The organism is Pandoraea sp. B-6 (assembly GCF_000282835.1).
Taxonomy (GTDB): Bacteria; Pseudomonadota; Gammaproteobacteria; order Burkholderiales; family Burkholderiaceae; genus Pandoraea; species Pandoraea cepalis.
On sequence record NZ_KB290519.1, the window covers coordinates 1 to 14,007 of the forward strand.

The 14,007-nt window shown below is 65.4% G+C and carries 12 protein-coding genes; 2 read left to right on the forward strand and 10 right to left on the reverse strand.

All coding sequences use genetic code 11. The features are described 5' to 3' along the window. Window positions 1-500: 500 nt before the first annotated feature. Window positions 501-1,703: a serine hydrolase gene (locus A985_RS0111410; protein WP_198288689.1), complete on the forward strand. Its 1,203-nt coding sequence runs from the start codon at window positions 501-503 to the stop codon at window positions 1,701-1,703. On the opposite strand, the gene A985_RS0111415 is transcribed toward A985_RS0111410, so the two are convergent. Next, window positions 1,675-2,004 carry a GIY-YIG nuclease family protein gene (locus A985_RS0111415; protein WP_039830231.1) on the reverse strand — a complete coding sequence of 110 codons (330 nt, stop codon included), beginning with the start codon at window positions 2,002-2,004 and terminating at the stop codon, window positions 1,675-1,677. The genes A985_RS0111410 and A985_RS0111415 overlap by 29 nt on opposite strands. A gap of 237 nt (window positions 2,005-2,241) precedes the next feature. Here A985_RS0111415 and A985_RS0111420 point away from each other — a divergent pair, with 237 nt between their 5' ends. After that, the gene (locus A985_RS0111420) at window positions 2,242-3,717 is read left to right on the forward strand and encodes an SLC13 family permease (RefSeq protein WP_017233534.1); all 1,476 of its coding nucleotides are present in this window, start codon (window positions 2,242-2,244) and stop codon (window positions 3,715-3,717) included. A 6-nt stretch (window positions 3,718-3,723) separates the two neighbouring features. On the opposite strand, the gene A985_RS0111425 is transcribed toward A985_RS0111420, so the two are convergent. The 9 genes from A985_RS0111425 to A985_RS0111465 form a co-directional block, all read right to left on the reverse strand. Continuing rightward, a complete protein-coding gene (locus A985_RS0111425) occupies window positions 3,724-4,152 on the reverse strand; it encodes a hypothetical protein (protein WP_017233535.1) in 429 nt (142 codons plus the stop codon). 4 nt (window positions 4,153-4,156) lie between these two features. Beyond that, window positions 4,157-4,831, reverse strand: a complete 675-nt coding sequence (locus A985_RS0111430; RefSeq protein WP_017233536.1) for a hypothetical protein — start codon at window positions 4,829-4,831, stop codon at window positions 4,157-4,159. A gap of 60 nt (window positions 4,832-4,891) precedes the next feature. Continuing rightward, entirely contained in the window at window positions 4,892-6,424 is a 1,533-nt protein-coding gene (sctE, locus tag A985_RS0111435) for a type III secretion system translocon subunit SctE (RefSeq protein WP_017233537.1), read from the reverse strand. Then, entirely contained in the window at window positions 6,421-6,936 is a 516-nt protein-coding gene (locus A985_RS25150) for a tetratricopeptide repeat protein (protein WP_017233538.1), read from the reverse strand. Before A985_RS25150 ends, sctE begins: the two co-directional genes overlap by 4 nt. Continuing rightward, window positions 6,933-7,559, reverse strand: a complete 627-nt coding sequence (locus A985_RS0111445; RefSeq protein WP_017233539.1) for a hypothetical protein — start codon at window positions 7,557-7,559, stop codon at window positions 6,933-6,935. Before A985_RS0111445 ends, A985_RS25150 begins: the two co-directional genes overlap by 4 nt. A 103-nt stretch (window positions 7,560-7,662) precedes the next feature. Further along, the gene (locus A985_RS0111450) at window positions 7,663-8,193 is read right to left on the reverse strand and encodes a hypothetical protein (RefSeq protein ID WP_017233540.1); all 531 of its coding nucleotides are present in this window, start codon (window positions 8,191-8,193) and stop codon (window positions 7,663-7,665) included. 13 nt (window positions 8,194-8,206) lie between these two features. Continuing rightward, window positions 8,207-8,608 (reverse strand): hypothetical protein, encoded by a 402-nt coding sequence (locus tag A985_RS0111455; RefSeq protein ID WP_150564587.1) that lies wholly within the window; start codon window positions 8,606-8,608, stop codon window positions 8,207-8,209. A 156-nt stretch (window positions 8,609-8,764) separates the two neighbouring features. Continuing rightward, the gene (locus A985_RS0111460) at window positions 8,765-12,436 is read right to left on the reverse strand and encodes a hydantoinase B/oxoprolinase family protein (RefSeq protein ID WP_017233542.1); all 3,672 of its coding nucleotides are present in this window, start codon (window positions 12,434-12,436) and stop codon (window positions 8,765-8,767) included. Between the two features lie 230 nt (window positions 12,437-12,666). Further along, on the reverse strand, window positions 12,667-13,998 hold the full coding sequence (locus A985_RS0111465; protein WP_017233543.1) for an MFS transporter: 1,332 nt from the start codon (window positions 13,996-13,998) through the stop codon (window positions 12,667-12,669). Between the last annotated feature and the right edge of the window lie 9 nt (window positions 13,999-14,007).

The following is a 14,007-nucleotide window of genomic DNA, read 5'->3' on the forward strand; positions in this document are numbered from 1 at the left end:
GCGGGAGGGTTCAGTCATGTATCGGTCGATCCTTCAGCCGGCACGACGTCACCTACGGGACGCCGCTCCCATGGCCTGTGGGCGAGTCAGAGCCTGTCAGGGCGATAGCTTACACCGCGATGCGTTACAGGTCTCGTCGGCGACGGCTCGGGAGCCGCCCCGGCCGCCCGACGTTGCCACCGTGCGATTGCGCGCCACTATGGGTGTTTGATCTCCATAAACGCAATTTAATGTAGAATTCAGCGTTTTTACTGGTTATTTGAACGAAGTTTTTCCTAAACTTCGATATCGAAGAGCGCCGCAAAGCGACACGTGCGCACCCCGAACCTTTCCGTCTCCGAAGAGAGTCGATTTGTGGTTCGAAGCATCGTGCGCGGGGGGAATAGAAAATGTACGTCGAACGGCACAGCCGTCCGGCAGGGGCACGTCTGACAATGCCGCGGGTATCGCGGCGCAACGAGCATGTCGTCGCTCTCGCGACGGGGCGACGGAGTGCCTCCGTGCGCCGCGCTGTCGTCGGTGTCCTGAGTGCCTTGCTGGGCACTGCCATGTTAATGACCGCGGGCCATGCGCTCGCCCAAACCGCGTCGACGGCCACGTCCACGTCGGCAGCGGCGTCGTCGCCCGTTGCCGCGAATACGAATCCGGTGGTCGTGGCGCTGCCGTCATCCGGCGCGCCCAAACCGATCCAACCGGCGGTGCCCATCGGTCAGGCGACGCTCACGCAGGGCGTGGCGCAGCTCAAGGAGCGCTACAACCTGTCGCATGTCTGGCTGCGCACGGAATCCGATGCTGGCGTGGGGCTCGAAGCGGCCACGTCGGGCGACAACGTCCGACAGTTGCTGCCCGTCGCCAGCCTGTCGAAGTCGGTGACGGCCATCGGCATCGCGCTGCTCGTGCAGGCGGGCAAACTCTCGCTCGACGCAACACTCGGCGATCTGCTCGACACTTATTCGAAACAGCACGGCAAGCCGCTCGACCCGTCGTTGCGCGAGCTGACCGTGCGACGCCTGCTCGCGCATCGCGCGGGGCTTGCCACGAACGGCTACAACGATCCCGTGAACGGCCTGTTCAGCGGACTGGCGATCCGGCGTGTGGGCGGCAGCGCGGACTTCTTCAACTATCTCGACGCCGGCGACGCCGGGCACTCGACTGGCAAGTCCGATTTCGTCTACTCGAACGTGTCGTACCTGTTGCTCGGCATGGTGATCGAAGCGGTTTCCGGCGACGATTACAAGCACTTCTGCGAAACGCACATCTTCGCGCCGCTTGGCATCTCCGGCGCCACCCTGCCCGACAACTGGCGTCTGCTGGCTCCGTTCGCCGGGTGGCAGATGTCGACGAGCGCGCTGCTCAAGGTGTGGCGCGTGTTCGACATTCGCCGGCCGAGCCTGCTCACGGAGAAGACGCTGCGCACATTGTTGCTTGACAAGCGGTCCGGCCCGGTCAGCGCGGATCGCGACGTTTACTACACGCTTGGCGTATTCATGGTGCCCGGCGCGGGCGAGCGAAACTATCGCATCAGCCACGACGGCATCGCCGACTTCTTCCGCACCCAGTCGACCTATTACACCGTGGTGGAGAAGACCGTACCCGGCGACAGTTGGGCGCTCGTGGTGTCGCCAATTCCGTCGCGCGGCCAGTTCGGCGCGATCCAGCGCGACGTGCGCCGGATCATTCGTCAGGCACGCCTGGTGCCTTGAGATCGCCGGCGGCGCGGACATCGCCGAGATCGCAAGGGAACGTACCGGCAATGAGCGCGCGCTTCTGCGACGCGCTCAGTTGCTTGACGCGGTACTCGGCCCGCGAGGCGGCCGAGCGATCGGCAAAGGTGAGCGAGAGCAGGATGCGCAATGGCGGATAGGCGCGCGTGAAGCGTGCGCCCTTGCCCGCGACGTGCGCCGCATATCGCGCCTCGACGTCGACGGCGATGCCCGTGTAGATGCGACCGCCCGCGCACTCCAGCAGGTAGAGGAACCAGGGCTTCGGTGGGACAGCCGTCATCGCGTCGCCCACGATTCGTGGCGGAAGTCGTGCGATCTGCGCGGTATGGCAAAGACGTTGGGGCAATGGGCAGGCACGAGTGCAGAGCGTGGCATGTTCGCGACGGAATTTGTCCTGATCGGGTGACGCTGTCGAAGTCGCTAGCATACGATATGCCCACGGCGATGCAAGCGCGCCCCCATCGCTGCCGGACCGCGTAACACGCCTGCCTGGCCCAACACCACAACGACAAGCGCCATGACCGAATCCGCCTCGCCGGACACCCCTGATCCCCGCCATCACCGCCCCTCGGCGGCCGACGCATTACGCCGCGAACGCCTGCGCTCACGGGTGCGCACCCTTGGCGGTTACGTCATTTACGCGATGTTCGCTGCCGCCTTGTGGGCCGCCAGCCATGGCAGTTCCGCCCTTGGCCTGTCGCCCACCGCCGCGCAGGCCGCCGTGCTCGTGCTGTTCACCATTGGGGCGTGGGCGTTCGGCCTGTTCCCGGAGCCGATCACCACGCTGACGTTCTTCCTGCTCGCCGTCCTGCTCCATGTCGCGAAGCCGGAAGTGATCTTCGCCGGGTTTCATTCGGCTGCGTGGTGGCTCGTCTTTGGGGGTGCGGTGACGGGTATCGCGGTGCGCACGACAGGACTCGGCGCGCGGCTGGCCGCGACGTTGTTCGCACTCAAGCGCCCAACGTATGCGCGTTATGTGGCGTCGGTGATGGTCGCCTGCGTGGGTCTGGCTTTCGTCATGCCCTCGACGACGGGACGTATTCTGCTGCTGATCCCCATCGTGCTCGCGCTCGCCGATCGCATCGGCCTCACCGAGGGTCGGCGCGGACGCACCGGTCTCGTGATGATGGTCGCCGCCGCGAGCTACATGCCGCCCACGACGATCCTGCCCGCCAACATTCCGAATAGTGTGCTCATGGGCGCGGCGGACTCGTTCTACGGCGTAAAGCTGCACTACGCGCCCTACCTGCTGCTGCACTTCCCTGTCCTCGGTGCGCTCAAGGCCGCCATTCTGGTGTGGGTGATCTGCCGCCTGTTCCCCGACGACGGCCCCCTCACCCAGGTGACCAACGGTGCCCCGCCACCGCTGTCAAACGATGCCCGACGCCTGTCGGTATTGCTGGCGTTGGCGCTCGCCGGATTCGCGACCGATGCCTGGCACGGCATCTCGCCCGCGTGGATTTCCGTTGCCGCGGCAATCCTCTGCCTGCTCCCCGCGATTCACATCATCACGCCCAAGACCTTCACCGAGCAGATGCACATCACGCCGCTTATTTACGTCGCGGGCTTTCTCGGTGTGGGCGCGGTCGTCGCGGATTCGGGGCTGGGCGAGAAGCTCGCACGGCTATGCCTGGATGCGGTGAGCATGACGCCGGGCACCCCCGCGATCAATGCCGCATGGCTCATCGCCATCGGCGCGGCCATCGGACTGGTCGCCACGCTTCCCGGTCTGCCGGCGGTGCTCACTCCGCTCGCGGGACAGCTCGCGAGCGCGAGCGGCCTGCCGCTCTACACCGTGCTGATGTTGCAAGTGCCGGTGTTCTCCACCGTCCTCCTGCCCTATCAGAGCCCGCCGATGATGATTGCGATGCATCTGGGCGGCGTCGGCATGCGCGATGGCACGCGGCTGACCGTCGTCATGACGCTCATCACCCTCGTCCTGCTCTTCCCGCTCGACTATCTCTGGTGGCACCTGCTCGGCATGTTGCCCTGAATGCCCCTATCGGCGGCTGGGTTCCCGACAGAAGACCAGCCATCGATCGCCGTCTTCCTCACGCCAGAACGCCCCCTCGCGTTCGAGAATCGCACCGAGGCGAAGACGTGTCGCACGAACGCGCGTGTCGCTCACGCCGGGCAGGATCATGCCGCGCACGTAGCCGACATGGGGCACCGTGCGCAACAGTGTCCGGATCAGTTGGCAGAAGCGCCTCACGGCATGCTCGCTTGCCTTCGCTTCGGCGTCGAGGCGGAAGTCGGTGATCGTCAGCACGACACCGGCAGGCACACGGTCGAGACGATGACAAAGGGACAGTTCGCCGTTCTCGACGCGCTGTCCCAGTTCGACGTGCGTGCGCTCGCAGATTTCAACGCGCGCCGTGAAACGGTGGGCTCTGAAGAATGCCGCAACGGCGCGCTCGCAAACGGTCATGGGCTTATCGGATGGTGTCGTACATCTTCGTGACTTGCTGGCCGATCATGCCGTACATCGCGCGCGACACTTCACGGATGTCCGCACTGGTCGCGTCAATGCGCTGACGCAGCCGATCGTTCGTGCGACGCGTCTCCTCGGTGAGCGACATCTCGAACTCGCCAAGCACATCGTTATCGCGTCCGGCAAGCGAATCGTCGTTGGACACGACATCGAACGGCGACTTCACGAACTGGCTGACGCCCTTGGTCGTTTCGCCGACCGCCGTGCCGACCACTCGCAACTTGCCCAACTCGCCCCCAAACCCTGCCGCGCCCGATCCCACACCGCCGGCCAATGAGAAGGTGCCGGAGACGATACCGCCAATGGCCGAATACAGCCCGGCGCGGTAATGCAAGTTGTTGGCGTTGTACTTCTCGCTGCGCGCGGTCTGGCCGCGCTCGAAGACCATTGCATCGTGACGCGTGCGATACGCCTGGTCGGTGTTGCGCTCTGCCACCCGCATGGCGAGAAACAGGGCGATGAGCGCCTGCGCGGATTGAAGGCCGTCGACCTGCTCGCGAATGCGCGGCAATACGCGCGCGCCCTCGTCGTCGGTCGCGGCGCGTTGCTGGGCGTCGGAGGCGGCAATACCGGCCTGACGCGGATTCGCCGACGTCGAACTCAATGCATAAGTCATGTCATCACTCCGTAGGTAGACGACGCGGCGGAAAACCGCGTCCGAAAGATCCGCGCGGGCTCACGCCCGGGACAACGAGGCCGCGATACGAATGCGCATCTCGCCCGTTTTCTGCACTTGCTCGCCCGTGGACACTGCGATGTCGCTCTGCTGACCCACGAGCGTTTCCATCCGCTTGGCGGCACGTTTCTTGTCGTCGCCATTCATTTGCATGAGCATCTGCAGCCACATCATGTCGACGCCGAGATCGCGCGCTTCGAGTTGCAGCTTCGCGCGCTGTGCGCCGACGATCCCCTGCCCAAGGGCGTTGGCGCCGGTGAACGTGCCGCGCAGTGCGCCCGAGAGCGACCATGAGCCACGCGCCACGGCAAAATAGCCCTGAATATTCATGCTCGACGTGAAGGACTTGGTCAGTTCCTTCGATGTCACCGCCTTGCTCTTGGCGACTTGCTTCGCGGCGTTCTTTGCGACTTTGTCGAAAGCGCGCGAGGCCATCTGTTCGACCATCTGCTGCGTGAACTGCTCGGCCATGCGATTGAAGCCCGCTTTCGCCAGTCGGCGACCGCTCTGCGTGCCGCTTTGCAACAGCGACTTGCCCACGCGCTTTCCGACCTCGTTGCCGACGACGAAACCGATCTCGGAGACCACGCGAGACTTGATCGCCGCGACGGCAGCCTTGTCGCCCGACTTGACCGCCTGCTCCAGCGCCTCGCCCGCGCCCGCCTTGAACACACGGCTCGCGGCTTTGGTCGTCGCGCGCTTGGCAATGAAGCCCCTGATCGACGTGCCGAAGCCGATGACCATGCCGAGCATCTGGAACGCCAGTTGGGCGTGTCCCCACTTGGTCGCTTCTTTCTCGTGATAGGCCGCGTTCTTCGGGTCGACGAGCGCCATCGTCTTGTGGAACGCCACGCCGAGCCCGGCAATGCCTGCGCCAACATCGGCCACACCGCCCGCGATCATCAGCGGATTCATGCTGAGGACGCCCGTCACGACCTTGACCGCGCCGACCACCACGTCGACCGCCGCGATGAGCCAGTCGAACACCACGCCAAAGATGCCGCCTTTGCGGGCCTTGTTGGCATCCTCTGTCTTCGCGTCCATCTGCTCGCGATACTTCTTGATGTCCTCCTGACGCAGCTTTTCCTGACGCTCGCCCATCAACGTCAGCGCCCGCTGCGTGGACTTCGCGGTGTCGCCCAGCGCGTCCATCGCGATCATCGACGCCATCATCGCCAGCGTGGACGGATCGACGTTCTCGAGCGCAGAGAGCGTTGAGGCGTTCGCAGCGTTCGAAGTGCCGTCGGCGCTGGACGCCCCCAGCGCGTTCGCCGCCAGTCCGCTGCCGACGGCAAAGAGGCGATTCAGCAGGCGGGCGAACGCGTCGTCGGCGTCTTGCCAGTCGACGCCGGTCGACGGGTCTGGCGCAAAGTCCTCGGTGCGCAGCCAGTCCAAGCGTTCGCGTCGTTGACGAGCGGCATCCGGCGACTCGATGACGTCGTTCGCAACGGCGACGGCAGCTGCGGGCGCGTTGCCGACGTTGCCGGTCCAGGCAGGCGCGTACGCGGCTCGTGGGGAATAAATGGCGGTCATGTTGATTTAGGATCCGAAGTGGCATTCAGCGCGTCGCGCCGCGCCCGTGCCGAGCGGGCGAGCTTGTCGTGCTGAGGCAGTTGTCCGCAGATGCGCAGCGTTGCGTCAAACGATTTGCGAGCGAATTCCCGGTTGCCTGCGTGCTCGTAGCTCATCCCGGCGAGATACGGCGGGCGCGGGTCCGACGCGTGAATCAGGCCGGCTTTCGCGAAGCACGGCAGCGCCTGTTCGTGCTGCCCGAGTCGCTGGTAGCACAGGCCGAGCCCGAACCAATCGTCAAACGACCATTGGTCGAGCGTGGCGAGTACGAAGTACACCCGTTGCGCCGCCGCGATCTGGCCTTGGGCGAACCGCTGGCAGGCATGGGCGCGCACACGCGCGAGGTCCGCCTCGTCCAGATCGGCCAGCATGCGCAGCGCGCCCCCGCGTTCGAAGAATCGCGAAAGGATCGCTGGCGCGTCGTCCGCGCCCGGGGCCGGCGGCGCGGTGTCCAGGGACGTTGCCGCCATCATGTGCGCATCGACCCGTTGATCTGGTTGAGCTGCGAGCCCTGCGAACTGTAGATCGTGTTCACCAGCGTGGAGGCGCCGTTGTACTCCTGCAGCTTCTTGTTGATCTTGATCTGGTCAACCGTGCGGCTGTCAGAGGCCTGCTCGGTGAAGCCCTCGGCGGCAGCCTTCAGTGTGCGCAGATCGGACGCGTTGTATTGCGCGTTGCCTCCCGTCGGTGTGGTGTAGCCTGGCTCGCCGACCCGCTTGGTGCGCGACTCCCACTCCATCATGGTCTTCTTCGTCCCGTCGCCGTACACGGTGATCTGGATGTTGTGCTTGTCGAAGAACGCCCGGATGCCGTCACCGACGGTTTTCTTCTTCGACGTGTCCGAGCCGATGTCGTTGATCAGCGATTCGATCAGGTTCCCGACCTCGCGCGCCTCTTGTCCCTCTTTCTGACGTCGCTGCATTTCCTGGATCATGTGCTGCGCCTCGCCGTTGTTCATCTCCATCATCAACATGGCGTATTGCGCGAGCGTTCCGTGAAAATCTAGCGACTTCGTGACGCCACCGACATTGATGTCGCGCGTGAGTCCGGTTTGCGAGGGTACGAGGCGGGAAGAGGCGTACTGGATAGGCGTCATGACACTTGATTCCTGAAGTCGGTGAAATCGGGGCGGGCAAACGCGCGTCAATATCGACGCGCGACGGCAGACCTGCGCGGCCCTTTGGATCTTTGGATGCGGGTTAGATGCTGGTCACGATCTTCTTCATGATTTCGCCAAGTTTGGCGATCACCGCGTTGTAGAGCGTGAGGGTGTTGTCGTAGCGGGTAACGAAACGTTTGAGCTGGATCTGCTCGCTAGTGCTTGACGCCCCGTCGGTCAGGGCCAGCGACTGAAGCCGGGATTCCAGCGCCTTCAGAGCGTCCGCATCTAACGGCGTGTCGGCGACCTGAGTCGACAGCAACTCGTGCCGAATCGCGAAGTCTCGCAGCGCTGGCGGCAACCCTTCGGGAGTCGTGCCCAGGGAAGCCCGCTGCGCCATGTCCCCCACTACCGTTGCAAAATCGCGGGCGTCGCGAGCGACGTTGATGCGCGTTTGCGCCTGCGCCAGCCACGCGTCGGCCATCGATTGCAGGGTAGTCAACTGATCGCTGGCGACGGCGATCGTCGAGAGCAGCGGATTTTGGGAATCGGTGGGCTTGGCGCGAAGCTGGCCAGCGACATCGGTGTACGCGCGCGATGGGGATGGGGTGCCGGAGATTCGATCGATCATGCCGAATCTCGTCTCAGGCGCAGACGCGGCGCACGGCGGGCGCACGCTTCGCGGGAACGGTTGACGCCGCGGCGAGCGGCACGGGCGCATCGGCGCGCATCCGGTCGAGCGTGTGCGCAAGGGCCGCCGTCATGCGACGAATTTCACGTTCGTCACGTTGAAATGCCTCGCTCCGCACGAGTGCCTCAAGACGCTTGAGCTTCTCGCGGGCGTCGGGGGTGCCGGCCGCTTCGAGACGCGCCACTTCGTCGAGCACCGCGTGGTAGTCCTGCATCTGGCGGTGCAACTTGCGCCCGGCCAGCTGCATGTCGGCGCATGCGCGTTCGTACTGAACGAGAAGATCGTCCGCCGCGTCCTGCACTGGAGCGACGGACGCGGGGGGCGTGAGGGTGGGATGTTGCAACGGGTCAGACATGGAAGCGCCTCCGTATGTTGCGGTCAGTCGAAAGACATAACGCATCGTACAAAGACACTCGACGCTCGCCTTTGCAAAGGCAGCATTCCCTTCCGGTATCACGCCGCGCTTCAGTGATTTCCCATTCGCGCGGCGTGTTTATCGCTCACGATTCACTCACGCGACGCCGAACCCGCCCCCTCCCGGCGTCTCGACGACAAAGATGTCGCCCGGCTGCATTTGCGTGCGTCCGATGTGCGCCAGTGTCTCGCGCGTGCCATCCACGCGCTCCACGTAGTTCGCCCCGAGCGCCCCCACCGCCCCGCCTTGCGCCCCGAACGGCGCATGCACGCGGTTGTTGGAGAGAATCGACGCGGTCATCGGGGTAAGGAAGCGAATACGTCGCACGGCCCCGTTACCGCCATGCCAGCGCCCCGCGCCGCCCGACCCGACGCGAATCCGGTGGCTCTCCAGGCGCACCGGATAGCGCCACTCCAGTACTTCGGGATCGGTCAGTCGCGAGTTGGTCATGTGCGTCTGTACCGCGTCGGCGCCATGGAATCCCTCACCCGCACCGCTACCGCCCGCGATGGTCTCGTAGTACTGATACGTCTCGTTGCCGAATGTGAAGTTGTTCATCGTGCCCTGGCTCGACGCCACGCGTCCGAGCGCACCATAGAGCGCGTTGGTGATGGCGGACGACGTCTCCACATTGCCGGACACCACCGCCGCCGGGTACACCGGATTGAGCATCGAGCCCTGCGGCACGATCACCGTCAACGGCTTCAGGCAGCCCGCGTTGAGCGGAATATCGTCGTCGACCAACGTGCGGAAGACGTACAGCACGGCGGCCATGCACACGGCCCGCGGCGCATTGAAGTTGTTCGGCAACTGCGCCGACGTGCCGGTGAAGTCGATGGTCGCGCCTTGCGTGGCGTGATCGACGCGAATTGCCACCTCGATCACCGCACCGTTATCCAGCGCGTAGCGATAGTGCCCGTCGGCCAACGCGCCGATCACGCGGCGCACGGCGGCTTCGGCGTTGTCCTGCACGTGCCCCATATAGGCGAGCACCACGTCGCGCCCGAACTCGCTCACCATGCGACGCAGTTCATCGACCCCCTTCTGGTTCGCCGCGACCTGCGCCCGCAGATCGGCCATGTTCTGGTCGATGTTGCGTGCCGGGTAGCGCGCACCGGCCAGCAGCCCGCGCGTCTCGCGATCGCGCAGTTCGCCCGCCGCGACCAGTTGCCAGTTATCGATGAGCACCCCCTCCTCCTCGACGTGCGTCGAATCCGGCGGCATCGATCCCGGCGTGATCCCGCCGATATCCGCGTGATGGCCGCGCGAGCCGACGTAGAAGAGCGGCTCGGCGTTCGCGGCACCGTCCGCGCCCACGAACACCGGCGTGATGACCGTGACGTCCGGCAAATGCGTACCCCCGTGATACGGGTCGTTGAGCATGAAGACGTCGCCGTCGCGCATCTCGCCGCGATTGCGCTCGATCACCGTCTTGATGCTCTCGCCCATCGAGCCCAGATGCACCGGCATATGCGGCGCGTTGGCGATGAGGTTGCCGTCACGGTCGAACAGTGCGCACGAGAAATCCAGACGCTCCTTGATGTTCACCGAATACGCCGTGTTCTGCAGACGCAGCCCCATCTGTTCGGCAATCGACATGAAGAGATTGTTGAAGATCTCCAGACGCACCGGATCGGCTTGCGTGTCCCGGTCAGCGGCATCGCGTTGCGTGGCGCGCGGCACCACGCGCGCCAGCACGAGGTTGCCCTGCGCGCTCATCTGCGCCTGCCAGCCGGGCTCGATTACCGTCGTGCCGCTCTTCTCGGCAACGATGGCGGGCCCATCGATGGTGTCACCCGCGAGCAGCGTATCGCGGGCAAACAGCGCTGCCTCGTGCCAAGCGCCACCGGCGTAGAGCTTCACGCGATCGCCCGCCTGCGGTGCGCCCGACGTGCGGGCATCGAGCGAAGCGATGTCGACGGGGGCGTCCGAGCGGCCGATGGCTTCGACCGACGCCACCTCGACGATCAGCGCCGCGCCGTCCATTAGGAACGAATAGCGCTGACGATAGGCCGCCTCGAAGGCAGCGCGCATTTGTGCGACGTTACCGAACGGCACCGCCAGCGCCGAATCGGTGCCCGCGTAACGCACATGAACCCGACGCACCGTGTCGATGCGCGACGGCGGCACGCCCTGCGAGAGCAGGACATTCACTGCGTCGTCGGCGAGCGCGCCAAGCGCGTCGTCCAGCGCCGCCAGACCGTCGTCTGACAGCGGCGCTTCGATCATGCGCTCGCGCATCGCCGTCTGATCCGCGAGGCCCATGCCGTAGGCCGACAGTACGCCGGCGAGCGGATGCGCGAAGACCTTCGTCATGCCGAGCGCATCGGCAACGCCGCAGGCGTGCTGACCGCCCGCCCCGCCGAACGTCGTCAGCACGTAGCGGCTCACGTCGTGACCGCGCTGCACCGAGATCTTCTTGATGGCGTTGGCCATGCTGCCGATTGCGATTTCGAGGAAGCCTTCGGCGAGCGCTTCGGGCGTCTGATGGCGGCCGGTCGCCTGTTCGATCTCCGCGGCCAATGCGGTGAACTTCGCCACCACGACATCGCGGTCGAGCGGCTCGTTGGCGTGCGGGCCGAACACCTTCGGGAAATGCGCGGGCTGAATCTTGCCGAGCATGACGTTGCAGTCGGTGACCGTGAGCGGGCCGCCGCGTCGATACGCCGCCGGGCCCGGATTGGCGCCGGCCGAATCCGGCCCCACGCGCAGACGCGTGCCGTCGAACGACAACACCGACCCGCCACCCGCGGCCACCGTGTGGATGCTCATCATCGGCGCGCGCATGCGCACCCCGGCGACTTGCGTTTCGAACACACGCTCGAACTCGCCGTGGTAATGCGAGACGTCGGTCGACGTGCCGCCCATGTCGAAACCGATCACCCGCTCGAAGCCTGCCGCGCTCGACGCGCGCACCATCCCGACGATGCCACCGGCCGGGCCGGACAGAATGGCGTCCTTGCCCTGGAAGTTGTCGGCACGGGTGAGGCCGCCGCTACTCTGCATGAACTGCAGATTGACGCCCGGCATTTCCTGCGCGACTTGCTCGACGTAGCGTCGCAGGATCGGCGACAGATACGCGTCGACGACGGTCGTGTCGCCGCGCGAGACGAGCTTCATGAGCGGCGAGACTTCGTGCGACACGGACACTTGCGAGAAGCCCAGCTCGCGCGCCATCGTCGCCAGCGCCTTTTCGTGGGCCTGATAACGATAGCCATGCATCAGCACGATGGCGAGTGCGCGGATCCCCTTGGCGTAGACCGCTTCCAGTGCGCGGCGCGTCGCCTCGGCATCGAGTTCGCGCACGATTTCACCATGCGCACCGACACGTTCGTCGATCTCGACGACCTCCGCATACAGCGCCTCCGGCAATGCGATATCGAGATCGAACAGGCGCGGGCGGTTCTGATAGGCGATGCGCAGCGCGTCGCGAAACCCTTGCGTCGTCACGAGCGCGAGCGGCTCGCCCTTGCGTTCGAGCAGCGCGTTGGTGGCCACGGTGGTTCCCATTTTCACCATCTCGACCCGCTCGGGCGTGATCGGCTCGCCCGGCGCGAGGTCCAGCAGGTGACGAATGCCGGCCACGGCGGCGTCGCGATATTGCTCGGGGTTCTCGGAGAGCAGCTTGTGCGTGACGAGCGTGCCGTCCGGGCGGCGCGCCACGATGTCGGTGAAGGTGCCGCCGCGGTCGATCCAGAACTGCCAGCGTGAAGCGGTCTGGTGCGCAGGCGCGCGGTTTTGAGCGGAGGGCGTGAGGGCGTTCGTCATGGGGTCACTCGCAAAGCAATGGTCAAACGTGAATCGACGGGGTGACGGTGCCGGGGCACCGTCGTCATGCTGTGTTGGCGCGGGGCGCGCGTGTCCCGGCGTGTGGCGCGGCCGATGTCGTCCGCCGCGCCACACACTCGCAAATCTCGCTACCGGGAGAATTAAAGAGAAGTCATCGGACGCGGCAGCGACGGCTGCCGCGGTATTTCATTGGCACAGGGTGTCGCGTGTCACTGCGTGTGCGCCTCGAGCGAATCGAGATCACGGCCACGCGTCTCGGGCAGCGTGAGCGCCGCGAGAATCAGCACGCCGTAGGCCACGCCGGCGAAGATCCCGATGGTCGTGCCCAGGCCGTATTGCTTCGAGAGCATGCCGATCAGGAACGGGAACAGGGCGCCCACGGCACGGCCGACGTTGTAGCAGAAGCCCTGGCCGGAACCGCGCACGCGGGTCGGGAACAACTCGGTCAGGAATGCGCCCATGCCGCTGAAGATGCCCGAGGCGAAGAAACCGAGGGGGAAGCCGAGCCAGAACATGGCGCTATCGGTCAGCGGCAGCGACGTGTACGAGAACGCGATCACCATCGAGCCCACGGCGAACAGAATGAAGTTCGGCTTGCGGCCGAGTCGGTCCGTCAGATACGAGCTGACCAGATAGCCGACCCACGAGCCGAAGATGATCATGGCGAGGTAGCCGCCGGTGCCCATCACCGTGAGATGGCGCTCCGTCTTCAGGTACGTGGGCAGCCACGTCGTGATGGCGTAGTAGCCGCCTTGTGCGCCGGTGGTCAACAGGGCGGCGCGAATCGTCGTCGAGAGCAATGCCGGGCTGAAGATGGCCGCCAGGCCGGGCGCGTCGTCCGACGTCTGCTTGGCCTTCTCCTTCTGATAGACCTCCGGCTCCTGCACGTAGCGACGAATGAAAAGCACGAGCAGCGCGGGCAGCAGGCCGATCAGGAACAGTCCGCGCCAGGCCATTTCGGCGGGGAACAGCGAGAACAGCACCGAGTAGAGAATGGCCGTCAGGCCCCAGCCGATGGCCCAGCCGGACTGCACGAGCCCCACGGCCTTGCCACGGTCGCGGGCGCGCATCACTTCACCGATGAGCACGGCGCCGGCCGTCCATTCGCCGCCGAAACCGAAGCCCATGAGCGCACGCGCGGCGAGCAGTTGATGGTAGTTCTGCGCGAGTCCGCACAGCCCGGTGAAGACGGCGAACCACAGCACGGTGAGCTGCAGTGTGCGCACACGACCGATGCGATCCGACAGAATGCCGGCCGCCCAGCCGCCAAGCGCCGAGGCGAGCAGCGTGAGCGTGCCGATGAAGCCCGCGTCGGCAAGGCTGATGCCCCACGTCGCGACCAGCGTCGGAATGACGAAGCTCAGCATCTGGGTGTCCATGCCGTCGAGCATGTAACCGACCTTGCAGCTCCAGAAGGCACGCTTTTGGCGCGGGGTGGCGTCGCCGTACCAGCCGAACAGGCTGCCGCCTTTGTCAGACGTATCGGCCGTGCCGGCGGAGACTGCTGCCGCCGGGGGCGCGAGAGGGGTTTTGCTTTCCATGAGAAAAAA